The 23,690-nt window shown below is 63.6% G+C and carries 17 protein-coding genes; 9 read left to right on the top strand and 8 right to left on the bottom strand.

Going from position 1 to position 23,690, the window contains the following annotated elements; translation table 11 throughout:
- Positions 1-6 precede the first annotated feature (6 nt).
- Entirely contained in the window at positions 7-1,761 is a 1,755-nt protein-coding gene (locus F3H95_RS11225; RefSeq protein WP_149746032.1) for a GH116 family glycosyl hydrolase, read from the top strand.
- A gap of 204 nt (positions 1,762-1,965) precedes the next feature.
- On the opposite strand, the gene nagB is transcribed toward F3H95_RS11225, so the two are convergent.
- Together nagB and ugpC are read right to left on the bottom strand one after the other, a co-directional pair.
- Positions 1,966-2,697: a glucosamine-6-phosphate deaminase gene (gene nagB / locus F3H95_RS11220; protein WP_210248554.1), complete on the bottom strand. Its 732-nt coding sequence runs from the start codon at positions 2,695-2,697 to the stop codon at positions 1,966-1,968.
- An 80-nt stretch (positions 2,698-2,777) separates the two neighbouring features.
- Positions 2,778-3,914, bottom strand: a complete 1,137-nt coding sequence (gene ugpC / locus F3H95_RS11215; RefSeq protein ID WP_149746031.1) for a sn-glycerol-3-phosphate ABC transporter ATP-binding protein UgpC — start codon at positions 3,912-3,914, stop codon at positions 2,778-2,780.
- A gap of 286 nt (positions 3,915-4,200) precedes the next feature.
- On the opposite strand from ugpC, the gene F3H95_RS11210 reads away from it, so the two are divergent.
- Complete coding sequence (locus F3H95_RS11210) at positions 4,201-5,400, top strand: ROK family transcriptional regulator (protein WP_149746030.1); 1,200 nt, start codon at positions 4,201-4,203, stop codon at positions 5,398-5,400.
- Between the two features lie 117 nt (positions 5,401-5,517).
- On the opposite strand, the gene F3H95_RS11205 is transcribed toward F3H95_RS11210, so the two are convergent.
- The 4 genes from F3H95_RS11205 to F3H95_RS11190 form a co-directional block, all read right to left on the bottom strand.
- Positions 5,518-7,452, bottom strand: a complete 1,935-nt coding sequence (locus F3H95_RS11205) for a beta-galactosidase (protein WP_149746029.1) — start codon at positions 7,450-7,452, stop codon at positions 5,518-5,520.
- A 111-nt stretch (positions 7,453-7,563) separates the two neighbouring features.
- Entirely contained in the window at positions 7,564-8,406 is an 843-nt protein-coding gene (locus F3H95_RS11200) for a carbohydrate ABC transporter permease (RefSeq protein ID WP_143127296.1), read from the bottom strand.
- The gene (locus F3H95_RS11195) at positions 8,403-9,362 is read right to left on the bottom strand and encodes a sugar ABC transporter permease (RefSeq protein WP_244617981.1); all 960 of its coding nucleotides are present in this window, start codon (positions 9,360-9,362) and stop codon (positions 8,403-8,405) included. The genes F3H95_RS11200 and F3H95_RS11195 overlap by 4 nt, the downstream gene beginning before the upstream one ends.
- Complete coding sequence (locus F3H95_RS11190) at positions 9,359-10,603, bottom strand: extracellular solute-binding protein (protein WP_149746028.1); 1,245 nt, start codon at positions 10,601-10,603, stop codon at positions 9,359-9,361. Before F3H95_RS11190 ends, F3H95_RS11195 begins: the two co-directional genes overlap by 4 nt.
- 602 nt (positions 10,604-11,205) lie before the next feature.
- On the opposite strand from F3H95_RS11190, the gene F3H95_RS11185 reads away from it, so the two are divergent.
- From F3H95_RS11185 to F3H95_RS11155, 7 genes are all read left to right on the top strand, one after another.
- On the top strand, positions 11,206-12,243 hold the full coding sequence (locus F3H95_RS11185; RefSeq protein ID WP_188134362.1) for an alpha/beta fold hydrolase: 1,038 nt from the start codon (positions 11,206-11,208) through the stop codon (positions 12,241-12,243).
- Positions 12,244-13,196: 953 nt separating this feature from the next.
- Positions 13,197-14,456 (top strand): ABC transporter substrate-binding protein, encoded by a 1,260-nt coding sequence (locus F3H95_RS11180; RefSeq protein WP_149746026.1) that lies wholly within the window; start codon positions 13,197-13,199, stop codon positions 14,454-14,456.
- Positions 14,457-14,513: 57 nt separating this feature from the next.
- On the top strand, positions 14,514-15,383 hold the full coding sequence (locus tag F3H95_RS11175) for a sugar ABC transporter permease (RefSeq protein ID WP_149746025.1): 870 nt from the start codon (positions 14,514-14,516) through the stop codon (positions 15,381-15,383).
- Complete coding sequence (locus F3H95_RS11170; RefSeq protein WP_143127291.1) at positions 15,373-16,182, top strand: carbohydrate ABC transporter permease; 810 nt, start codon at positions 15,373-15,375, stop codon at positions 16,180-16,182. The genes F3H95_RS11175 and F3H95_RS11170 overlap by 11 nt, the downstream gene beginning before the upstream one ends.
- Before the next feature lie 35 nt (positions 16,183-16,217).
- Positions 16,218-16,970: a glycerophosphodiester phosphodiesterase family protein gene (locus tag F3H95_RS11165; RefSeq protein WP_149746024.1), complete on the top strand. Its 753-nt coding sequence runs from the start codon at positions 16,218-16,220 to the stop codon at positions 16,968-16,970.
- Positions 16,967-18,025 carry an ABC transporter ATP-binding protein gene (locus F3H95_RS11160; protein WP_149746023.1) on the top strand — a complete coding sequence of 353 codons (1,059 nt, stop codon included), beginning with the start codon at positions 16,967-16,969 and terminating at the stop codon, positions 18,023-18,025. The genes F3H95_RS11165 and F3H95_RS11160 overlap by 4 nt, the downstream gene beginning before the upstream one ends.
- A 16-nt stretch (positions 18,026-18,041) precedes the next feature.
- Entirely contained in the window at positions 18,042-18,929 is an 888-nt protein-coding gene (locus tag F3H95_RS11155; protein WP_149746022.1) for a MurR/RpiR family transcriptional regulator, read from the top strand.
- 182 nt (positions 18,930-19,111) lie between these two features.
- Here the strand turns inward: F3H95_RS11155 and F3H95_RS11150 are convergent, their stop codons facing one another.
- Both F3H95_RS11150 and F3H95_RS11145 read right to left on the bottom strand, forming a co-directional pair.
- Positions 19,112-22,300: a multidrug efflux RND transporter permease subunit gene (locus F3H95_RS11150; protein WP_149746021.1), complete on the bottom strand. Its 3,189-nt coding sequence runs from the start codon at positions 22,298-22,300 to the stop codon at positions 19,112-19,114.
- Positions 22,301-22,486: 186 nt separating this feature from the next.
- Positions 22,487-23,659, bottom strand: coding sequence for an efflux RND transporter periplasmic adaptor subunit (locus F3H95_RS11145; protein WP_149746020.1), 1,173 nt, complete (start codon positions 23,657-23,659; stop codon positions 22,487-22,489).
- Positions 23,660-23,690: the final 31 nt, after the last annotated feature.

Below are 23,690 nucleotides of genomic sequence, written 5' to 3'. Positions count from 1 at the left end.
ACCCCGATGACCGAGACCACTCTTGCCTTTGCGCGGCCCGACGGGCTGGTCGAGACCGCCCACCCGATGCAGATGGCCTTCATGGCGCCGCGCCTGCAGGGCGATTTCTTTCCCGACGAAGGGCGGCTGAAGCTGTCGCTCTGGGGCTGCGGTCACATGGCCAATATCTTCGTCGAGGCATGGGATGGCCCCTTCGTGCATGCGCCGAACCGGCTGGTGGCCGGCCCGCGTTCCGTGCATGTGGCGCAGACGGCGCCGGTGCTTCTTTTGCGCGGCGCGGGGCTGAAGGCGGTGCGTCCCGCCCGCCGCTGCGCCTGGTGGGGCACGCTGACGACGCCGGAAAAGGTGCGCCGCGAAGGGGCGCGCCGCATGGCCACCACACCCTGGGGCGTCACCATCGTGGAAATCCGCGAGGGCGGCGACATCGTGATTGCGGCCGGTGCCAGCCGTGCGGAGGCCGAGCGCGGCCTTGCGCTTTCCGCCGCGGAGATCATCGCCGAATGCGCGGCGCATGTGGCGCGCTGCGATATCCTGCCCTCGGCCGGGCCGCTGATGCGCTCCATGGCCGTGCAGAGCGCGCATGCCTCGCTGTCTTCGATCCGCCGCGCCGAGGATGGCCGCTTCCTGGGGCTTGCGGCCGGTCAGGCCTATTCGGCCCCGACCCGCACCTATTACCGTGACGGCTACTGGACACTTCAGGCGCTGCTCTTCTTGGAGCCGCAGGTGGTGCGCGACCAGATCGATCTGCTGGCGACCGGCATCCAGCCGGATGGCGAGGCGCCGAGCGGCGTCATCCTCACCGGGCCGAAGCAGGGCGAGGAATGGGAAAGGTTCCGCGTCAACTCCGCCGAGTACAAGATGGAGCACCTGCGCTCCACCGACTGGTGGAGCGACCACTTCGACAGCCCGCTGTTCTTCATCCTGACCATCGGCGACTATGTCCGCGTCACCGGCGATGTGACGGCGCTGTCCGACCACTGGAAGACGGTGGCGGCAATCTTCCGCCGCTATCAGGGCTTCGATGTCTATGGCACAGGGCTGGCCGTCAAGCCGCGCCATGACCGGGACTGGGCCGACAATGTCTATCGCCACGGTTATGTCGCCTATGACGTGGGGCTCTGGATCGGTGCGCTCGACGTGATCGCCACGCAGGGCGCTGCGCTGGACGCCGCCCTCGCCGGGGAAGCCCGGGCGCTTGCCGAAAAGGCGCGCGCCAATCTCGATGAAGCAATGCTGACACCGGACGGCTGGTATCAGGATTACGGCCTGAAGGGCGAGTTCGTCGAGGACCATCTGACGCTCGACAGCCTGACGCTGCTGCGCTTCGATGCGGTCTCTGCCGATCGTGCCCGCACCGTGCTGGGCCATGCCGAGCGGTTGCTCGAAACCCGCAACAACGACCGCCAGCCCTATGGTGACTGGGGCGTGATGTGCGCATGGCCGCCCTTCAAACGCCCGGCCGATACCCGCGCCAAATCCGCCTTCGCCTATCGCTACCACAACGGCGCGGACTGGCCCTATCTCTCCGGCCTCTATGCCGAACAGCGCCTGAAATTCGGCCTCGACGGCTGGGATTATCCGCTGACCCGCTGGTGGAGAACGAGCCTCGAGAACGGCTGGATCGGCTCGGTCGAATATTTCTCGCCGCCGTTTGCGCGCGGCTCGCTGCTGCAGGGCTGGACCGGCATGCACGCCGCCGCCATCCTCGAACATCGCGCCACCATCGAGACGGCGATCGCGGCGGGTCGTGTAGCCGATTGAGATATCCACGGGACAGGCTCAGTCTGTCCCGAATTCCTCGACAGAACCTGTACCGGGGCGACGTCATGCTGGATGTCGCGTCGAGCGGCAGCGGAGCCTCGTATACCAGATGGCTGTGTATGCCAAGCAATTGGCCCCGGCTACGTTTTCATGCCCGTAGAGACGAGGCCTGAAAATGTAGCCGGGGCCAAAATCCGTCTTGCCTCAGGCCGCACGGGCGCCGGGGGCTGCTGCGCTGTCCAGGATCCAGGTCACGTCGCCATGGGCCGACAGTGCGGAGGCCGGGCAGGCGGGATCGAAGCGGCCGGCAAGCGCCTCTGCAACGGCCGCCTGCTTGGCGGCGCCGGTGGCGAGAACCACGATGGAGCGGGCCGACAGGATGGTGGCAATCCCCATGGTGATGGCCGTTTCCGGCACGCGGGCATCGGCAAAGAAGGTCCTGTTGGCGGTCAGTGTTTCGGCATGCAGCCGTACCTGGCGGGTGCGGCTTTCAAGCGGCGAGCCCGGCTCGTTGAAGCCGATATGGCCGTTGCGACCGATGCCGAGCAGTTGCAGGTCTATGCCGCCGGCCTCTGCAATCTGCTGCTCGTAGTCTGCCGCCGCCCTTTCGATGTCGCTCGCCATGCCGTCCGGCACGTGAGTGCGGGACAGATCGATATCCACATGGTCAAACAGCAGCCGGTTCATGGTCGAGCGGTAGCTGCCGGGGTGAGTGGGGTGCAGTCCCACATATTCATCAAGATTGAAACTCAGGGCGCGGGAAAAGCTGACGCGACCCGCGCGGTGCGCGCCGATCAAGGCGTGATAGACCGGCTCCATTGTTGCACCCGTGGCAAGGCCCAGCACCGCATCGGGCTTATCCTGCAGGAGCGTGATGATACGTTCGGCGACGGCATTGGCCGCCTCCGTTGCGTTGGCAAGGATGAGGGGCGTCATGTCTGTATTCCGCAATGGGGCAAAGGGCGACAGCCCGCCCGCTGCCTGTGCGGCATGAGCAGGGCTAATGCATCGGGACATCAGGCTGCGTTGGCGATGCGGCTTCCGTCGGCGCGGCGCTTGGGGAAGGATTTTTCCGTCTTCGCATCGAAGACATGGAAACGGTCCGGCTGGATGCCGAACTCAATCACATCACCTTCCTTGGCGGGCACGTGATCGGGCAGGTGCAGTACGGTGTCGATCTCGTTGCCCTCGACCTTGCCGAACATGTAGGTCTCGGTGCCGACGCTTTCGGTGTAGGTCACCGTGAAGCGCACACGATGATAGGTGCCCGGCTGGCCCTTCAGCATGTGGAAATGATTGGGCCGTACACCGAGGATGACCTTGTCGCCAACCTTGGCAGTGGAACCATCCACGGGAGCCTCGACGATGCCGAAGCCCGGCACCTCGACATTCACCTGTTCGGCACCCGTGGCGGTGAGCGTGCCTTCGTAGAAATTCATCTGCGGCGAGCCGATGAAGCCGGCGACGAACTTGTTGACGGGGAATTCGAAGAGATCAAGTGGTGCGCCGAACTGCTCCAGCACGCCGGCATTCAGGACCGCGATGCGATCGGCCATGGTCATGGCTTCGATCTGGTCATGCGTCACATAGATCATGGTGGCGCCGAGGCGCTTGTGCAGGCGGCTGATCTCGCCGCGGGTCTGTACGCGCAGCGCCGCATCAAGGTTGGACAGCGGCTCGTCGAACAGGAAGACCTTGGGATCGCGCACGATGGCGCGGCCGATCGCAACGCGCTGGCGCTGTCCGCCGGAAAGCTGCTTCGGGCGGCGCTCCAAAAGCGGCTCGATGGCCAGCATGCGGGCGGCTTCCGTAATGCGGCGGTCGATTTCCGCCTTGCCCATCTTCAGGTTTTCCAGCCCGAAGGACAGGTTCTGACGGACGGTCATGTGGGGATAAAGCGCGTAGGACTGGAAGACCATGGCAATGCCGCGATCGCCGGGGGGAAGGGCGGTCACATCCTCCTCGCCGATCTTCACGCTGCCGGCGGTCGTCTCTTCAAGGCCGGCAATGATGCGCAGCATGGTGGACTTGCCGCAGCCGGACGGGCCGACCAGCACGACGAACTCGCCGTCTTTCACAGAGAGATCGACACCGTGGATGACCGGATGCGTGCCGTAGCGCTTCACCACGCCGTTCAGTGTGAGACCTGCCATTGCGAACCCCTTGTACCTGTCCTTCTCAGCGCGCCGCCGCACCTTTTCCTCATGCGGCGGAACATCGGCACTTTGCGGCTTTTGTTATAGTTCGTCAAGGTGCCGAACATAAATTCCGGGATTGGCACCCGTTGAAAATGCCGCGCGGGATTGTCACTCTGTTGTAGGCTGACGTGTATTGCAGTGCAATAGTTCGTCACCTGTCCGAACACTATGCAGGTTCGCCGCCATTGTGTAGGAACAAGGCGGTGGAAGCTTTCTGCCGATTCACCCTTAGAGCGCATTGATGACCTTACGCCAGAGCCTGCCTCCCGTTCTTCGCCAGATCTCCGTTCGCGCCGCCATGGATGTGCTGCTGCAGGAAGGCCCCACCTCCCGGGCGACGCTGGCCAAGAAGACCGGTCTGTCCAAGCAGACCATGTCGGAGGTGATCCGCGCGCTGGAGGAATCGGGCTGGGTGCGGGTCAACGGCATTGTCAGCGGCAAGGTGGGGCGCAGCGCCATTACCTACGAGGTGGCGGAAGACAGTGGTTATGCCGTGGGTGTCGATCTCGGCGCAACGACGATCCGCATTGCCGTCGTGTCGATCTCGGGCAGTATCGTGCATGAAAGCGAGCACCCGACGGGCGGGCGCGCCGGCGAGGCGCTGATCGGCCACATGCATGATCTCGTGGAAAAGTGCCTGCACCGTGCCGGCATCCCCTTCGAGAAGGTGCTGCTCGGTGCGGTCGCGACACCCGGCGTGGTCGATCCGGTTTCCGGGCATCTGGCGCTCGCGCCCAACATGGCCGAGACGGGCAGCCTCGATGTGGTGCGAAGGCTCGGCGAGGCGCTGGGCTGCGAAGTGGTGATCGAAAACGACGTGAATGCTGCAGCGCTTGGCGAAACCTGGAAGGGCTGTTCCGCCGGGCTCGAAACGGCTGCTTTCATCGCGCTCGGCACTGGCATCGGCCTTGGCATGCTGGTCAATGGCAAGCTGGTGAAGGGCGCGCGGGGGGCTGCCGGTGAAATCTCCTACCTGCCCTTCGGCGCAGATCCCTATCGCGAAGACAGTCTGGAGCGCGGCGCGCTGGAAAGCGCCATCGGCGCTCAGGGCATCGTGTTCCGTTATCGCGCCGCCGGCGGCGGAGAGGCCGATACCCGGCAGATTCTGGAGGCAGCCGAAGCCGGCGAGGAGCCGGCGCTGTCGGTCATCCGGGAGACGGCGCGGCTGGCCGCCCTTCTCATCGTCTCGGTTGATGCGATGATCGATCCGGAAAAGATCGTGCTTGGCGGCAATGTTGGTCGCCACCCGTTTCTTCTGTCGCTGATCCGTGCCGAACTGCCCCGGCTGACCCGTCGCATGATCAGCCTCGAGCCGAGCGCGCTCGGCCCCCGCGCCACCCTGATCGGCGCCATTGCGATTGCTCTCAACCAGTTGCACAACGCGCTGTTCTCGCCGCAGGAACTGCCGAGCGAAATGCGCCTGCCACAGGCCAGGGACTGAGTCAGGGCATTTTTGCCATCAGGTGCGGGCCGTCTTTGGCACGTGACGCGGCAGGGCGGATCGTTTCCCGAACTCCACTGCGGGGCCGGACAAAGGGGCGAAGGTCGCTGCCTCTCCTCACGTCCGCCAGCAGGCGACGTCATAGCCCTTCAGCAGCGGTTCGCCGAGTAGCAGCTTGTCGGCGGCAACTGGCAGTGCAAAGCTGTCGGGGCCGTAGTTGAAGGCGAAGGTCAGATCTCCGCGACGGCGCAGGCGGACATGCTCCGGCAGGTCGAGAACCGGAAGACCGGCGCTTGCCAGCAGATGCCGCGCGACGGAATCAAGCAGGTCCCTCTCCGGCCAGCCGGCGAGATAGTGGAAGCGTCCGGCGGTGACCATGGCAGGAGCGCCATCCGCGAAGCGGGCGAGGGGATTGAGATCGGTTTCGAGAACTTCGCGCCAGCGGGTGACGGTGCCGGACACCGTGCCGGCGACGGCGGCAGAGAGGCCCGGCCGCATGCTCTCGACCTCCGCCACCTTCAGCGGCAGACGTTTTTGCAGCAGCGGACCGGGTGGAAGTGACACCGGAATTGCGAAGTTTTCGTCCTTCGAGCCCGTGCGCGGGCCGAACAGAATCAGCGCGTCCGTCTCTTCGAATGCCTTCAGGGCCGCTTCAGAGAGGATCGGCAGCGTCGGTACCAGCACGAGACGATAGCCGGCAAGCGAGGCACCGGGTTCCACGATGTCCACGTCGATCCCCAGCCGGCGGAAGGCTTCGTACCAGCGCAGCTTCAGGATGCGGTAATCAAAATCCTTGCCCTGCGGCTGAAATTGCGTGACCCAGGCTGCCGCATAGTCGAACACGAGTGCGACCGGTGCCGGCGTGGTGGCAGGCAGATCGCCGAGGCGGGCCAGTTCTCCGGCCACGCGGACGGCTTCCTTGCCGCCCGCCGACGGCGCGTGATCGGGGCGCAGCAGGCCGGCATGCATCTGCTCCTGCGCCTTGCGATACTGCCGCCAGCGGAAATAGACGACGGCTTCGGCACCATGCGCCAGCGCTTCCCAAGTCCACAGCCGCACCATGCCGCGTTCCGGCACCGCATTCCAGTTCGCCCAGTTCACCGGTCCTGGCTGCTGTTCCATGATCCAGAAGCGCCCCCTGCCGACGGCCCGGTAGAGATCGTGCTGGAGAGCGGTGACATCGGGGTGGCCTGTGCGCGCCCAGCGATTGCGCTCGTCTTCCGCAAACGGCAGGCTTTCGATCCGGCCCAGCGGATAGGAGTCCCAGCTTGCCACGTCCATCTGCCGGCCCATTTCGAAATGGTCGAAGGTGTGGGAGAAGCCCATGAAGTTGTGGGTGACGAAGCGGTCCGGCGCGTGGGTGCGAATGATCTCGGCCTGCAGGCGAAAATAATCGATGAAGAGGTCCGAGCGGCAGCGCATGAAATCGAGTTGCACGGACGGATTGATGTCGCAGACCTGACGGGTGGGAAGCTCCACCTCGGCAAAATCGCTGACGGCCATCGACCAGAAATCATTGCCCCAGGCCGCATTGAGGGCGTCCACAGTCGTGTAGCGGACCTTCAGCCAGTTCTGGAAATGCCCGCGGTCGAGCGGACCCCAGGAAAAGATCGTGTCATCGCAGCCGAATTCATTGTCCACCTGCCAGCCGATGACGGAGGGATGGTTGCCGTAGCGCTCCGCCATGGCGGTGACGATCCGGCGCGTTGCTTCGATGAAGGCCGGGCTTGCCGGTGTGTAGTGGCGGCGCGAACCGAACAGGCGCGGCAGCCCGTTGCGATCGACCGGCAGAATGTCCGGATGGAGATCCACCAGCCAGCGGGGCGGTGCGGCGGTCGGGGTGCCCAGCACCAGCTTCAGGCCCTGCGCAGCAAGGGCCTCGATGGCGCGGTCGAGCCAGGCCCAGTCGAAAACACCCGGCGCCTGTTCCAGCCGCGCCCAGGCGAATTCGGCAATCCGCACCACGCCTATCCCGGCTTCGGCCATGCGCCGTGCGTCTTCGGCCCAGATCTCTTCCGGCCAGTGTTCTGGGTAATAGCAGACGCCAAGCATGTCACACATCCATCGGGGCAGGAGAGGGCCAAAAAAGAGACCAGAAAGAGAAAGGCAGCGGCGCCGGATGGTTGGGATCCGGCGCCGCCCGCGGGCAGATGTTCGTCAGCGCTATTCCTTGGTCGCGCCCGAGAGCAGGCCATTCATGAAATAGCGTTGCAGGCTCACGAACAGCACCAGCGTCGGAATGACCGACAGGACCGACATGGCCAGCAGTCGCGGCCAGTTGATGTCCCACTGGCCCACATTGTTGGCGAGCGCCAGCTGAACGGTCCATTTCGACTGATCGGTGATGATCAGGTACGGCCAGAGATAGTCGTTCCAGCGCCAGACGAAGTTGAAGGCGGCAAGTGCGGCAATGGCCGGGATCGACAGCGGCAGAATGATGCGGAACAGGATGCGCCATTCCGGCGTGCCGTCGATGCGGGCGGCCTCCAGCAGGCTGTCGGGAATGCTGCGGATGTACTGACGCATGATGAACACGCCGGACGGAGTGGCGGCCGGCGCAAGGATCACGCCCCACAGCGAATTGAGGAGACCCAGATCCTTCAGCACGATGAAGATCGGGATGAGAATGATCTGCAGCGGGATCATCAGTGCCGACATGATCAGCATGAAGAAGAAGGTTTCGCCTTTGAAGCGGAACTTTGCCAGCGCATAGCCCGCCATCAGGCTGATCAGCACCGAGATCGCAGCCGAGATGGTGGAGACGAACAGCGAGTTCTGGAAGAACAGGCCGAAGCCGGACTGATCGAAGGCGGTGGCGAAGTTCACGAGCGTTGCCGGCGAGGGCAGAAGCGTCGGCGGCCAGGCGAAGATGTCGTTCGGGGCCTTCAGCGCGCTTGCCAGCAGCCAGAGCGGCGGCAGCAGGAAGAGGATCAGGACGAGGGCGATCAGCGGGCCGCGAAAGGCCCAGTCGCGGGCGGCACGGCTGGAGAGGAGGGCGGTGGTCATGCTTTCTCCTTGCTGATGCGAAGCTGGATGGCGGTGAGCACGAGCAGGATCAGGAACAGGACAGCCGATTGCGCGGCGGCAACGCCGGCCTGGTTCGCCTTGGTGAAGGCCGTCTCGTAGATGGTCTGGATCAGGTAGACGGTCGAGCGGCCAGGACCGCCGCCGGTCAGCGAGACGACCAGTTCGTAGACCTTGAAGGCCTCGACCGAGGACAGGATCACGACCAGAGAGATGCTTGGCTTCAGAAGCGGCAGCGTGATGCGGGTGAAGATGCGCCAGGTGCTGGCGGCATCGACGCGGGCAGCCTCGTAAAGATCCTCGGAAATGGTGGTGAGACCGGCGATGAAGATCATCATGTAGAAGCCGGCGCTTGCCCAGACCCAGACGATGACGACGGCGATCTGCGCCATGGTGCCATTGTCGAGCCACGGAACCGGTGCCACGTCGATGAGGGAGAGTAGATAGTTCATCAGGCCGGAATTGAGGCCGAACATCCATTTCCAGACGACGCCGGTGATCAGAAGGCTGATCATCGAGGGAAAGAAGACGATGGCGCGCACGGCGCCAACGCCGAAGAAGCGGTTCTTCAGGAGGATGGCGAGCCCGAGCGAGACGGCGGTGACGGCCGGAACCGCGATCACCACGAAGCCCACGGTCTTTGCCAGCGTGTTGAAGAAGTCGGGATCGTTGAACAGGCGAATATAATTGTCGATGCCGACGAATTTCGGCCAGGTGGCCGGCGCCCGCTCCACGACGACGATGCCGCGCTTGAAGAAGGACATCCACAGGCCCTGGACCAGCGGATAGAGCGTGAAGATCGCCAGCAGCCCGACTGTTGGCGTCAGCAGCAGGTAGGGAAACAGCCGCTTCGTCCAGGGTGTGTTGCCCGGCGCCTTGCCGGTGGACGCCGGGATTGCTCCCGGCGTCGTCTCGATGGTGGATTGGATGCTGCTCACTGTCCCGCTTCCGTCAAGGAGTCCTGCGCCGTCTTGATGATCTGGTCGATCGCCTTTGCACTGCTGATCTGGCCGGTCGTGGCCTGGAACAGCGTCTGGCGCATCGGACCCCAGACATACTGCATGGCCGGGTTTGCCTGGTCGGTGGCGGCATAGTTGGGGCTGGCGGCCAGCTCTTCCTTGAAGGCCTGCAGGGCCGCGGAAGCCTTGGCATTGCCGTAGTCGATCGGCGGCACCTTCAGGTTGGCCGGGATGTACATCAGCGGCTTGGTGTAGAGTTCCTGCGCCTTCGGATCGGTGGTCAGCCACTTGATGAAGGCATTGGCTTCATCCACATGCTCGCTGGTGTTGAAGCCGATCACGTAATCGCCGCCGACCATGCTGGACTTGACGGTGCCATAGGGCGTGGGTCCGGCCTGCCAGTCGAACTTGGCGTTTTCAGCGAGGCCGCCGGCCTGCCAGTTGCCGGACATCCAGGCAACCGCCTGGCCGCTGGTGAAGAGCTGCTTCGGGTTGTCGGAACTGGAGCCCGACCACAGGCCCGGCGGCATGTGCGTCTTGGTCATGCCGATGAATTTGTCGAGAACAGCGGTGGCCTTGTCGTGGTCGAAGACAACCTTGTAGGGTTCGTTTTCCGAGTAGATGTGGTTGCCGTACTGGAATTCCATGGTCAGCCAGCGGCTCTGGGAGACGTCCCAGACCAGCGGGTAACGCACGCCGGCCTTGTCTGCCACTTCCTTGGTCTTGGCGAGGAACTCATCCCAGGTCCAGGAGGTCTTGATGTCGGGGATCGCAACGCCGGCCTTGTCGAAGGCGGACCGGTTGATCAGCATGCCGGTCGCCGTCACCTGGAGGGGGGCTGCAATGATCTGCTCGCCGAGCTTGGCACCAGCCGCCCAGCCGGGCACGAAGTCGTTCAGGTAATCCTTCCCGAAAACCGGCGCGAAATCCGTGAGATACGGACGGATGAAGGGGCGCATCGACGAGGTCTTCGACAGGTCCGGCAGCGTACCGGCCGCTGCCAGCTGGGCAAAGCGGTTGTCGATGTCATCATAGGGAACGATCTGCAGGTTGAAGGTCGTCTTCGGATTGAGCTTCGTATAGGCAGCAAGCACATCCTTGATCGCCTGCTCCTCGGCATCCGTGCCGAGATACCACATGATCTTCAGTTCGGACGCATGCGCAGGCATGCCGGCGAGCAGGCCGGCGGCCATCAGCGAGCCGTACAAAAACCTATTCATTTCGGTCTTCCTTCTCTGGAGTTGGCATTTCTTGTTGTTCGCGGCCTGTCCTGGGAGGAGCGCAGGCGTTTTCCGTCGGGCGCCATGGGCCCGGGAAACATCTGTGCCGGAAAGCGGCCTCGGACGGGAACCGTTTATCGAGGAAGCCCGGGCGGCGACGGAAAGGCCGGGGCCGGCTTCAGCGGAAGCCTCCTCAGCGCTTGCCTGGTCCAGCCGTTCCATGCGTGCCTCCAATCTCTCGTCCCCTGGTGGCGAAGCCGCCGCCTAATTTGTTCGGCAACTTGACGAAGTATGGATTCGGGCATTGGACCTTGTCAAGGGCGCAGTTCCAGCAAGGTGGGATGCCGTGGCGGTCGCCGTGGCAATTGACAGGAGGGGCGTGGGCAGTGTTATGCCCGGCGGACGGGTTCCAAGGGCTGCAAACGAAGGGAAATGCCTTGCAGGGCGATGTGCGTTTCGAAGACAGCCGTATAGAATGCCGCCGCAGATCGCCTTCCGGGAAGAGATCGCCACGGGTCGGGCGCGGGGGATGGTGCGTCAGAACGGGCCTGCTGGTGGTTCTGGCTCTGGCGGTTGCTGCCTGTGGTCATCGTCCGGATGCCATGATTCCCGTTGCCTACGATCCCCCGCCGGACAGCAAGGTGGACATGCTGGTGGCCACCACCCGGGCGCCGTCGGATGATCCCGCCGTGCGCTACAGCGGGGAGCGGGGCGAGACATTGCGGCTCGACAACGTTGTCGTCTCCATTCCTCCGCTTCATGCGCGGGAAGTGGGAGCCATCGAACTGCCCCCCAGCACCGGCAGGCCGGACCCGCAAAAATCCTTCGTGGTGACAAAGGCTCAAGCGGTTGATGATCGCGGTGCCGAAGCCTGGTTCAAGCGCACCGGCAAGCCCTCGCGCCGGGTTCTGGTGTTCGTGCATGGCTTCAACAACAACTATACCGAAGCCGTTTTCCGCTTTGCCCAGATCGCCCATGACATCAAGGTGGATGCTGCACCGGTCCTCTTCACCTGGCCGTCTCGCGCCAACACGCTGGACTATGTCTATGACCGGGAAAGCACGATCTATTCGCGCTTCGGCCTGGTCGAGGCGCTGGAAAAGGCCACCGCTGCGCCGGACGTCGCCGACGTGACCATTCTTGCCCATTCGATGGGCTCATGGCTCACCATGGAAGCGCTGCGCGAACTGGCGATCCGCCATGGCCGCGTCTCGCCGAAGATCCGCAATGTCGTGCTGGCCTCACCGGATATCGATGTGGATGTGTTCCGCCGCCAGGTGCTGGAACTCGGCAAGCAACATCCCCGGATCACGATCTATTCCTCGCGCAATGACAAGGCGCTGAAGGTGTCCACCTTCCTCGCCGGCGATGTGGACAGGCTCGGGGGCGCTGATCTGCGACCTTATGAAAAGATCCTGGCCGAGCACAACATTTCCTTCATCGATGCCTCCGATGCCAAGCAGATCGATCCGCTCGGCCACAATGCCTTCGCGGAATCCTCCGAAATGCTGCAATCGCTGACGGCGCGACTGTCCGAACAGAGCCTCGAGACCTCGCCAAGCATCGGCCGCAGCCTGATCGGACGCGCGACGCTTGCACCGGCGCGCGTCCTCACCGCCATCGCCAATCCGGAGCGTTGAGCAGCGGGCCTCGTCACTGGCAAAACAACAAGGGGCGCCGGATCACCCCGTCGATGATCCGGCGCCCCGTCGTTGTCAGGCATCTTTTTCAGATGCCTGTCCGTTTCAGAAGCGCAGCTTGACGTCGGCGCGAACGCTGTTTTCCGTCGCATCAGCGGCGACATTGCCAGGCGCAAGAGCGTGTTGGTTTCCTTCGTGGCGCGAGGGGCAGTTTGTGGTGCGGTATCCATCTCGGCGGGAATATTCCGGTTCAGATAAGCTTCCGACGCCGAGGCAAGCCGAGGACATGCAGCGAAGATGAGATCGATTGCTGTCTGTCGCGCAGCTCATCAAATGGTGACAAGGGAAGACCATTTCGAAATGGCAAATTGAGTCCGAGAGGGCACGGCCTCGCATGGTTCTATTTCTAGAACTTGAATTTTATTATGAATAAAATATTATAAATAACTGAATTTATTATAATTATTTCTGTCGAATGCTTTCTGCTGCAGGCGAATTCGATTTGTCAGATGATGCCGCAAGGTGAACGGGATGTGTGTCGCGCAAAATCCGCTCGGATTCTGCCTTTTTCTGCGCTGGGTCCGCTGAGGCAATCGCCAGCGATGCGTTGTGCACGTCTGTTATCCGGCCGCAACTCGTATGGCCGACCATCATCGTCCTCAGAGCTACCGATCGGAGACCTGCCCCGATCTTGTGCCGGAAAAATTTGGAACGTGATCTATCATCGCATTGGCGGGGCTGGTGTCCGCTCGGCGTCGATACGCGAAAACCGTTGCCGTCCGTCATCGAGTCGCGCCGGTCGATGTGGCACATTGGACCTGGATGCGAGCCAGTGGGGGTCAGTGGCAGACGGCCAGCGGAAGCTTCACAAAAGCTTTGCAAAGGGGTCAACAAACTGTCTTGCAGGCGGGATACATCGGCGGTATGCAATTTAACTTGCAGAGGAGAGAGAAGTGATACGCAAATTGCATTCCACGATTGCAGCCAGCGCTTTCGCCCTGTTTGCCGCCGTCGGCACCGCGGAGGCGGCCACAACCGTCAAGTTCTGGCATACGTTCAGCAAGACGAATGGGGAGGCGCTGAACAAGATCATTGCCAGCTTCGAGGCGGCCCATCCCGATATCCATGTGGAGGCCGAATTCGTCGGCAACTACAACGATCTCGTGGCCAAGCTGCAGGCCGGCATACCGGCGCGCCGCACGCCGGATGCGGTAATCCTCGAAATCACCCGCTACGGCCTGTTCGCCAACAACAATGTGCTGACCGATCTCACCCCCTATTTCGCCGCCGATCCGCTGAAGGACGACCTCTACGACTATGCCCGCGAGATCGGCGTAATCAACGGCAAGAACTATGTGGTGCCGTTCAACTCCTCGACGCCGGTTCTCTACGTCAACAAGGATATTTTCGCCCGTGCCGGCTTATCCGCCGATACACCGCTGAAGACCTTCGACGACGTTCTGAAGGCCGCAAAGACCATTCAGGACAAGCTTGGTGCGGAGGGCATTTCCGGCATCGGTGCGCCCGGCCAGTTCGCCCGCTGGGGCCTTGTGATGTCCAATGACAGCGAACTGATCGATCCGAAGACCAACGAGATCCTGCTCGACAAGCCGAACACCATTGAAGCCTATCAGTGGATGGCCTCGCTGGTCAGCCAGCACAAGGTGGCCTCGCCCGATGGCGTGACCGACGAGGACAAGGGCAATGCCATGTTCATGGCCGGCAAGGTCGGCATCGACATGGATTCGACCGGCAGCTATGGCGGCCGCAAGAAAGCGCTGGGCGACAATCTCCTCGTGCGGCCCATGCCCTGCAACAAGGTGTGCTCGGTTCCGATCGGCGGCGCCGGCATCGGCATCATGGCGTCTTCGCCGAAGGAGGTGCAGGATGCGGCCTACACATTCGTCAGCTACGCCGCCTCGCCCGAAGCCAATGCCGCCTGGTTTGCCGCCACCGGCTATCTGCCGATCAACAAGAAGAGCGCTGCCCTTCCCGTTGCCGTCAAGGCGCTGGAAAGCCAGCCGGGCATCGATGTGGCGATCAATTCCCTGCCTTACGCCCATGGCCGCGCCCGCGCGACCTTCGTCACCTGGATGCGCACCACCGAATACAAGGTGTGGCAGTCGATTGCGCTTGGCCAGCGCAAGGCCGACGAGGCGCTGAAGGACTTTGCCGAACAGACGCGCAAGGAAAGCCAGCGCACCGGAAACTGATCGCTCCAACCCTCAGGGGCGCCGGTCGGGCAAACCTCCGACCGGCGCAGATAAACAATGCTCCGCAAGCTGACGCCCTATTTCTTCGTCGCGCCGCTGATGATCTTCATCGCGGTGTTTACCTATGTTCCGATCCTGACGAGCCTGAACCTCAGTGTGCGCCAGTGGAACTTCCTGACGCCAGACATGCCCTTCGTCGGGCTTCACAATTACGAGGAACTGTTCGCGTCCGCCGAATTCTGGAATTCGCTGAAGGTCACGGTCCTGTTTGCGGTTCTGTCGGTACCGCTGCGGCTTGGGGCGGCGCTGTTCATCGCAAGCCGTCTGCTCCGCGAAACCCTTTCGTCCCGCCTGCTGCGCGGCGCCTTCTTCCTGCCCTCCGTCACCTCCACGGTGTCGATCGCCGTGGTGTTCTCCTGGGTCTTCGCCACCGATTACGGCATGGTGAACGCCATCCTCCATCTGGTCGGCCTCGGACGGCCGCAATGGCTGCAGGATCCCTATCTGGCGCTCTGGGTGCTGATCATCGTCAACACCTGGCGTCAGCTCGGCTATGACATCGTCATCTATATTGCCGGCCTGCAGGCGATCCCGCAGGAGCTTTACGATGCCGCAGCCGTCGATGGCGGGCAGCGCTTCCACGTGTTTCGCCGCGTCACGCTGCCGCTGGTGATGCCCACCACCTATTTCCTGCTGATCATCGCCGTCATCGAGGCCTTCCAGGTCTTTACTATCGTCAACGTGATGACCAGGGGCGGACCGGCCGGCGCCACCGACATGCTGGTCAACCTGCTCTACGAGATCGGCTTCGAACTGTTCGACATCGGCCGCGGCTCGGCGCTCGCCGTCATCCTCTTCGTCCTGCTTGTCGGGCTTGCCCTTCTCAAATCCCGCATCATCGGCAGCAAGGTGCATTATGAAGCCTGAAAACCCCTTTGTCGCGCTGCTGTCGCTCCTCGTCGGCCTGCTGTTCTTGTCGCCGGTGCTCTATTCCATCTGGATGTCGTTCCAGACGGCGGACGACTTCTATGCCGGCCGCGTCACCTTCACGCTCGACAATTACGAGCGGGCCATCGGCCAGTTCAATTTCGCCCGTTACCTGATCAACAGCCTGATCGTGTCCGGCCTCGTCACCGTGCTCGGCATCACCGTGGCAACGCTGGCCGCCTTCGCCTTTGCCCGCTTCCGGTTTCCCGGCGGCGACCTGATGTTCGGCGCAACGGTCGCAACCCTGATGATCCCGAGCCATATCAGCCTCATCCCCAACTATCTGACGCTGGCGAAGGCGGGGCTGCTCGACACCTATGCCGGCCTCATCCTGCCGGCGATCTCCAACGGCTTTGCCTGCTTCTTCCTGCGCCAATACATGCGCGGCATTCCGAAGGCGCTGGACGAGGCGGCCTATATGGATGGCGCAACGCATCTGCAGGTGCTGTGGCGCATCATCGTGCCGCTGTCCCGGCCGGCGATCTCCTCCATGGCGCTCTACATCTTCATCGCCGAGTGGAACAATTACATCTGGCCGCTGGTCGCGGTCGGCAAGCAGGATCTCTACACGCTGCAGATCGGCCTTGCCCGGCTCTACCGCATCAATCCGGGGGAGGGGCTGATCGACTGGCCGCTGGTCATGGCCGCCTCCACCATCACCATCCTGCCGGTGCTCTTAGGTTTTCTCGCCGTGGAGCGCCATCTCGTGCGCGGCATCACCATGGGCGCCGTGAAATGAACCTGTCAAAAGACGAAACGGGGAAGACCAGACTGATGACACGCATCGCATCCCATCGCGGCGGTACGCTCGAATATGGCGACAGCACGCCGCGCGGCTTTGCCGCCACCGCCGACATGCCGCTGGACGAGGTGGAATTCGACGTCCATCCGACCGTTGATGGCGCGATCGTCGTCCACCACGATCCGACGCTGGAGGGAACGACGGATCGCAGCGGTGCGATTGCGGGCCTGACGCTTGCCGAGGTGAAGGCCGCCACCATTCATTACAGTGCCGGCGGCCATCCGCTGACGCTTGCGGAACTGTGCGATCTCTATGCCGGTTCCAGCGTCGATTTCCGCTGCGAGATCAAGCCGGGCGCCGATGGCCGCGCCTATGCGGATTTCGTGCCGAAGGTGATCGATCTGCTGGCCCGCTACGGCATGCTGGCGCGCACCACCTTTTCCTCCTTCCTGCTTGCCTCGCTGGACGAGCTTGCGGCCGCCACGGACCGGCCCCGGCTGTGGCTGGTCAGCCCCGCCGTTCTGAAGCAGGTCGGCGTGGAGGGTGTGATTGAGCTGTGCCTTGCGCATGGCGTGCCGGAGATCGGCGTGCATATCGACACCGCCGATGCAGACACCGCCGCCACCGTGCGGGCTGCGGGCCTCGATTTCGGCTGCTGGGCGGCGCATACGCCGGCCCAGATCGACAAGGCGCTGGCGCTCGGCGTCAAGGTGTTCACCACCGACCGGCCGACGCTGGCGATTGCGCTCCGCGATGCCTTTCGCGAGAAGGAGGTCGCGGCATGAGCGGCATTTCCCTGCGAAACATTCGAAAGGCCTATCCGGGTGGACCGACCGTGCTGCACGACGTGTCGATGGAATTCCAGCCGGGAGAGTTCATCGTCATCGTCGGTCCCTCCGGATGCGGAAAATCCACCCTGCTGCGCCTGATCGCCGGGCTTGAGCGCGCCGATGCGGGCGAGATCAAGATTGCCGGCAGGCGGGCGAACGATCTTCCGCCGCAGGACCGCGATATCGCTATGATCTTCCAGAACTATGCGCTCTATCCCCATATGAGCGTGCGCGAAAACATCGCCTTCGGGCTGGAGCTGCGCGGCATGCCGAAGGCCGAGCGCAACCGGCGGGCCGAGGAGGTGGCGCGCATGCTGCAGCTCGAACCCTATCTGGAGCGCAAGCCGGGCGCGCTGTCGGGCGGCCAGCGCCAGCGCGTCGCCATGGGCCGGGCCATGGCCCGCAACACCTCGACCTTCCTGATGGATGAGCCGCTGTCGAACCTCGACAACGCGCTCAGGGTCGCGATGCGCACCGAGATCAAGGATCTTCATCGCCAGCTCGGCGCCACCATCGTCTATGTCACGCATGACCAGACCGAGGCCCTGTCGCTCGCCGACCGGGTGGCGGTGATGAAGGATGGCCACCTGCTGCAGTTCGACAGGCCAGACGTGATCTACGACCGCCCCGCCAACCGGTTCGTCGCGGGCTTTCTGGGCGTGCCGCCCATCAATTTCCTGCCGACGGAGAAGCTTCCGGGTTGCGCGGGACTGGCCGGTTCGGACGATCTGACGGCGGGTTTACGCCCCGATATTCTCGCCGTCCATACCGCGCAGCCTGCCGGTCCCTCGCTTGCCGCACGGGTCGTCATGGCAGAAATGACCGGCTCCGATCTGTTGCTGCATTGCGACACTGCTGCCGGTCGATTGACCGCGCTGGCACCCCGCCTTGCACTCGGCGGTGGAACGGAGCAGGTGTGGATTTCCTATGATCTTGACCGCGCACTGTTTTTCGATAACCAAAGTGGGGCGCGCGTGGATTACGTTCCCGGCGATCGCCAGATCCGATGAGGAGAGTGAAGAGCCGATGGACAGGCAGGACGCGATACCACAGGCGCTCGGCGATCTGATCAGCCGCCATTCGAGCCGCCTGACCGATGCCGATACCCGTTTGCTCGACGTGCTGATCCAGGACCCGATCCGCGGCGCCATGGAGAACGGCAAGGACGTATCCTCCCGTGCGGGTGTGCATCCGGCCTCTGCGGTGCGGCTCGCCCGCCGTCTCGGCTTCAAGGGCTATCCGGAATTTCGCAGCTTTCTGCAGGCGAGCCTGATCGAAGGATCCGGCGATTTCGAAAGCCCTGCGGCCCGCATGGCCGCACGTCTGGTTCGGGCGGAGGAGGGTGGCCTGCTCGCTTCCGTGCTCGATAGTGAAATCACCGCGCTCAACAATGTGCGCACCAGCGTTTCCGATGCCGATATCCGCGCCTTCTCGACAAGCCTGCGCGACAGTCGCCGGATCTACGTTTTCGGACGCGGCCATTCCGCCAGCCTTTCGGCGCTGACGGCGCTGCGGCTGACGCGATCCGGCTACGAGGCCTGCGATCTCGGCAGCCAGATGCACCAGTTACCGGAAGCCCTGTCGACGATGAGCGAGAATGACGTGGTGTGGCTCTTTGCCTTTCGTCGTCCCTCGTCCCTCATGGGGGAGGTGCGCAGCATTGCGGCCGAACGCGGCGCGCGCGTTCTGGCGTTGACCGATCTCCACGCCGCCCGAATGGACCCCGCGCCCGATCATCAGATCTCGATCTCTCGGGGCGATCCTGGCGAATCCCAGTCCCTGGTCGTGCCGATGACGATTGCCAACGCCGTGATCCTCGATCTCGCTGCCATCGATGACGGGCGATCGCTGCGGGCGCTTGGTGATTTCAAGGCGTTTCGCGCCAAGGCAGGACTTGCCGCACAACTGCTCTGACGGTCCGGGATCGCGCGTGAGCCGCAGCCTGGACGACCCTCTTTTAATTTCCACAATGCTCTGTGTCGCCCATGACAAAGCCGGCAGCGGTGAAGCTGCCGGCTTTGCAGGTCTTGCGGGGAGGGAAGGGCCCGCCGGACCCCTCGGTGCCGCAGGCAAGCCCGCGACCACGAGGACTGGAGTCAAGCGGCGTGATGCGCCTCGCGATCCGGTGTCATTGCATCACCATGCTGGCGAAGCGGGCTGTTTCGCGTCAGCAGGCGGGCCAGGATGTAGAACACCGGCGTCATGAAGATGCCGAAGAACGTCACGCCGATCATGCCGGAGAACACCGCAACCCCCATGGCCGCGCGCATTTCGGCGCCGGCACCGGTGGAGACGACCAGCGGAATGACGCCCATGATGAAGGCCATCGAGGTCATCAGGATCGGCCGCAGGCGAAGCCGGCTCGCCTCGATCGCCGCCTGCACGGGCGTTCGTCCCTCGAATTCCAGCTCACGGGCAAACTCCACGATGAGGATCGCGTTCTTCGCCGAGAGCCCGACAAGCACCACAAGCCCGATCTGGGTGAAGATGTTGTTGTCTCCGCCCGTGTACCAGACGCCGGTCAGCGCGGCGAGCACGCCCATCGGCACGATCATGATGATCGAGAGCGGCAAGGTCAGGCTCTCATACTGGGCAGCCAGCACCAGATAGACGAGCAGCAGCGCCAGCGGAAACACGATGATGCTGGAATTGCCGGCCAGGATCTGCTGGTAGGTGAGGTCCGTCCACTCGAAATCGATGCCGGCGGGCATGGTTTCGCGCAGGATCTTCTCCATCGCCGCCTGCGCCTGGCCGGACGAGAAGCCCGGCGCCGGACCGCCATTGATGTCGGCGGCGAGGAAGCCGTTGTAGCGCGTCGTGCGTTCCGGCCCGGCGGACGTGTTCATCTTCAGGAGCGCCGAGAGCGGGATCATCTCGCCGCTCTGGGCGCGCACCTTCAGCTGCCCGATATCCTCCGGCTTGGCGCGATACTTCGCGTCCGCCTGCACGCGCACGCTGTAGGTGCGGCCGAAGGCGTTGAAGTCGTTGACATAGAGCGAGCCGAGATAGATCTGCAGCGTCTGGAAGACATCCGTGACGGAGACGCCGAGCTGCTGTGCCTTCACGCGGTCGAGATCGGCAAACAGCTGCGGCACGTTGATCTGGAAGCTCGAGAAGATGCCGGCGAGTTCGGGCGTCTGGTAGGCCTTGCCGATCACCGCTTTCGTCGTCTCGTCCAGCGTCTGGTAGCCGAAGCCGGCGCGATCCTCGATCTGCAGCTTGAAGCCGCCCGTCGAGCCGAGGCCGTTGACCGGCGGCGGCGGGAACATGGCGATGAAGGCGTCGCCGATGGCGGCATATTTCTGGTTCAGCGCCATGGCGATGGCACCACCCGACAGCGACGGATCCTTGCGCTCCTCGAAATCGTCCAGCACGGCAAAGACGATGCCGGCATTGGAACCTATGGTGAAGCCGTTGATCGACAGGCCCGGGAAGGCGAGCGCATTCTTGACCCCCGGCTGCTTGAGCGCAATGTCGCTCATCTTGCGGATCACCTCTTCCGTGCGGTCAAGGGTGGCGCCGTCCGGAAGCTGCGCGAAGCCGATCAGGTACTGCTTGTCCTGCGCCGGCACGAAACCGCCGGGCACCGCATTGAACATGCTGAAGGTGGCGGCGGCGAGCGCCAGATAGATCACCATCACCATGCTCTTGCGGCCGAGCAGCCCGCCAACGGTGCGTCCATAGCCGCGCGACGCCGCGCCGAAGGCACGGTTGAAGCCACGGAAGAACCAGCCGAGCAAGCGGTCCATCACGCGCGTCACCACATCCTTCGGAGCATGGTGATCCTTCAGGAGGAGGGCCGCGAGCGCCGGCGACAGAGTGAGCGAATTCAGCGCGGAGATTACCGTCGAGATTGCAATCGTCAGCGCGAACTGCCGGTAGAACTGGCCGGAGAGGCCGGTGATGAAGGCCAGCGGCACGAAGACGGCAACCAGAACCAGGGCGATCGCGACAATCGGGCCGGACACTTCCCGCATGGCGCGGTAGGTCGCCTCCCGCGGCGAAAGCCCGTTCTCGATGTTGCGCTCGACGTTTTCCACCACCACGATCGCATCGTCCACCACGATGCCGATGGCGAGAACGAGGCCGAACAGGGTCAGCGCGTTGATCGAAAAGCCGAAGGCATACATCACCGCGAACGTGCCGATGATGGAGACCGGCACGGCGATCAGCGGAATGATCGAGGCGCGCCAGGTCTGCAGGAAGAGGATGACGACGAGAACCACGAGTGCGATGGCTTCCAGCAGGGTATCGACGACCTTCTCGATGGAAGAGCGCACGAATTTGGTGGTGTCATAGACGATTTCGTAGCGCACGCCGTCCGGCATCGCCTTCTGCAGGTCCTGCATGGTCTGCTGCACGGCATCGGAAATGGCGATGGCATTCGAGCCCGGTGCCTGGAATACCGGGATGGCGACTGCCGGCTTGCCGTCGAGCAGGGAACGCAGCGAGTAATCGGCAGCACCGAGTTCGATGCGGGCGACGTCGCTGAGGCGGGTCACTTCACCGGACGCGCCGGTCTTCACCACGATGGCGCCGAATTCTTCCGGCGTCTGCAGACGGCCGCGGGCATTGACGTTCAGCTGCATGTCGACGCCGGGCAGCGAGGGAGAGGCGCCGATGATGCCGGCTGCCGCCTGTACGTTCTGCTGGCCGATGGCGGTGGTGATGTCGCTCGCGGCAAGCCCGTGCTCGGCCACCTTCTGCGGATCGAGCCAGATGCGCATCGAATAATCGCCGGCGCCGAACACCTGCACCTGGCCAACGCCATCGATGCGGGCCAGCCGGTCTTTCACGTTCAGCGTCGCGTAATTGCGCAGATAGGTGAGATCGTAGCGATCGCCGGTCGAAACTAGATGAACGACCATCATCAGGTCCGGCGAACTCTTGACGGTGGAGACGCCAAGTGCGCGGACTTCCGTCGGCAGGCGGGGCTCTGCCTGGGCCACGCGGTTCTGCACCAACTGTTGCGCCTTGTCCGGATCGGTTCCGAGGCGGAAGGTGACGGTCAGCGTCAGCACGCCGTCCGACGTCGCCTGGCTCGACATGTAGAGCATGCCTTCCACGCCGTTGATCTGTTCTTCCAGCGGCGTGGCCACCGTCTGGGCAATCACGGTCGGGTTGGCGCCGGGATAGGTGGCGCGCACCACGACGGAGGGCGGAACAACCTCGGGATATTCGGAGATCGGCAGGGCGCGCAGCCCGATCAGGCCGGCGACCACGATGAGGATCGACAACACGGCCGCGAAGACCGGCCTGTCGATGAAGAAGCGGGAAATGTTCATGGGGCAAGACCCTCACGGAGGACAAGGGGGAGGCATCCCCGCGACCGTCGGTCAGCGGGTGGCATCGGATGGAATGGGCAAATGGCAAGGATGCGCTGCCAGCCCGCCCTCTGCGGGCCGGCGGCGTCGGGTCCTTTCGACGGGAGGGTTCTGGCGGGACCCGGCGCGGGTTCCCGCCGAAGTCCGTCAGTTGTTGAGCGCGGTCTCTTCCTGCGGCTGGACGACGGCACCGGGGCGGATCCGCTGCAGGCCGCTGACGACGATGCGGTCGCCGGCGTTCAGGCCCTTTTCGACGATCCGCTGCCCGTCCACCTCGGCGCCGAGTTCGATCTGGCGATAGGCTACCGCATTCTTGGCATCGACCACGAAGACGAACTTCTTGTCCTGGTCCGTGCCAACCGCACGTTCGCTGATCACCAGACGCTCTTCCGCGCTCGGCTGGCCCATGCGGATGCGCACGAACTGGCCGGGGATCAGGCGCCCATCCGGATTGTCGAACACGGCGCGGACCCGGATCGTCCCGGTCGAGGCGTCGATCTCGTTGTTGATCAGCTGCAGGCGGCCGGAGAGCGGTGCAGCCGTTTCCTGCGTGGTCACCTGCACGGGGATCTTGTCCAGCGAGGCCTGGATATCGCCGGCCGGCAGAACGGAAATGATCTGCTGCAGATAGGCTTCGTCGATGGTGAAGCTCGCATAGATCGGATCGACCGAAACGAGCGTGGTCAGCGCCTGCGCCGTCGAGCCTTCCGCGACGAGATTGCCGGGCGTGACCTCCAGCCGGCCGAGACGCCCGGCGATCGGCGCGCGGATTTCAGTGTAGCCGAGATTGAGTTCGGCGAGCCGCAGGGTGGCTTCAGCCGATTGCAGCGCGGCGACCGCGGCGGAATTGTTGCTTTGCCGCTGCGCCAGATCGCTGGCGGAAATCGTGTTGCGCGACAGAAGGGTCGTGCCGCGCTCCAGTTCGGTGCGCGCGAGATCGAGCTTTGCCTGGGCAGACGCCACCTCGCCGCGGGCCTGATCGACGGCCGCCTTGTAGGGTTCGGCATCGATCGATACCAGCAGATCGCCCTTCTTCACCAGTCCGCCCTCGCGGAAATGCACCGACTGGATGACGCCCGCCACGCGCGGCCGGATCTGCACCCGGCCGACGGCTTCCAGCCGGCCGGAAAACTCCTTCCAGACGGCAACCTGGCGCGGCTTGACGGTGGCGGTGGTCACCGGAATGGCTGGTGCGGCACCTGCCGTGGAGGCTGCAACGGCATGTCGCGGCTGGTCCAGATAAAGCGAACCGCCGGCAATCAGCACAGCCGTCGCCAATGCGCTGGCCCACAGGGCCGCGTTCTTGATCCTTGCGGTCATGACACTCTCCTTCGGTCCACAATGGACCGGC

This window comes from Rhizobium sp. RU35A (genome assembly GCF_900156005.1).
Taxonomy (GTDB): domain Bacteria; phylum Pseudomonadota; class Alphaproteobacteria; order Rhizobiales; family Rhizobiaceae; genus Neorhizobium; species Neorhizobium straminoryzae.
Note: the sequence above shows the minus strand (reverse complement) of the source record. Positions and strands in the feature narration are given on the sequence as shown.

Coding starts and splice junctions, on each gene's coding strand:
- F3H95_RS11225 (WP_149746032.1), top strand. CDS start 7: ATGACCGAGACCACTCTTGCCTTTGCGCGGCCCGACGGGCTGGTCGAG.
- nagB (WP_210248554.1), bottom strand. CDS start 2,697: ATGACGCCCCTCATCCTTGCCAACGCAACGGAGGCGGCCAATGCCGTC.
- ugpC (WP_149746031.1), bottom strand. CDS start 3,914: ATGGCAGGTCTCACACTGAACGGCGTGGTGAAGCGCTACGGCACGCAT.
- F3H95_RS11210 (WP_149746030.1), top strand. CDS start 4,201: ATGACCTTACGCCAGAGCCTGCCTCCCGTTCTTCGCCAGATCTCCGTT.
- F3H95_RS11205 (WP_149746029.1), bottom strand. CDS start 7,452: ATGCTTGGCGTCTGCTATTACCCAGAACACTGGCCGGAAGAGATCTGG.
- F3H95_RS11200 (WP_143127296.1), bottom strand. CDS start 8,406: ATGACCACCGCCCTCCTCTCCAGCCGTGCCGCCCGCGACTGGGCCTTT.
- F3H95_RS11190 (WP_149746028.1), bottom strand. CDS start 10,603: ATGAATAGGTTTTTGTACGGCTCGCTGATGGCCGCCGGCCTGCTCGCC.
- F3H95_RS11185 (WP_188134362.1), top strand. CDS start 11,206: ATGATTCCCGTTGCCTACGATCCCCCGCCGGACAGCAAGGTGGACATG.
- F3H95_RS11175 (WP_149746025.1), top strand. CDS start 14,514: ATGCTCCGCAAGCTGACGCCCTATTTCTTCGTCGCGCCGCTGATGATC.
- F3H95_RS11170 (WP_143127291.1), top strand. CDS start 15,373: ATGAAGCCTGAAAACCCCTTTGTCGCGCTGCTGTCGCTCCTCGTCGGC.
- F3H95_RS11165 (WP_149746024.1), top strand. CDS start 16,218: ATGACACGCATCGCATCCCATCGCGGCGGTACGCTCGAATATGGCGAC.
- F3H95_RS11160 (WP_149746023.1), top strand. CDS start 16,967: ATGAGCGGCATTTCCCTGCGAAACATTCGAAAGGCCTATCCGGGTGGA.
- F3H95_RS11155 (WP_149746022.1), top strand. CDS start 18,042: ATGGACAGGCAGGACGCGATACCACAGGCGCTCGGCGATCTGATCAGC.
- F3H95_RS11150 (WP_149746021.1), bottom strand. CDS start 22,300: ATGAACATTTCCCGCTTCTTCATCGACAGGCCGGTCTTCGCGGCCGTG.
- F3H95_RS11145 (WP_149746020.1), bottom strand. CDS start 23,659: ATGACCGCAAGGATCAAGAACGCGGCCCTGTGGGCCAGCGCATTGGCG.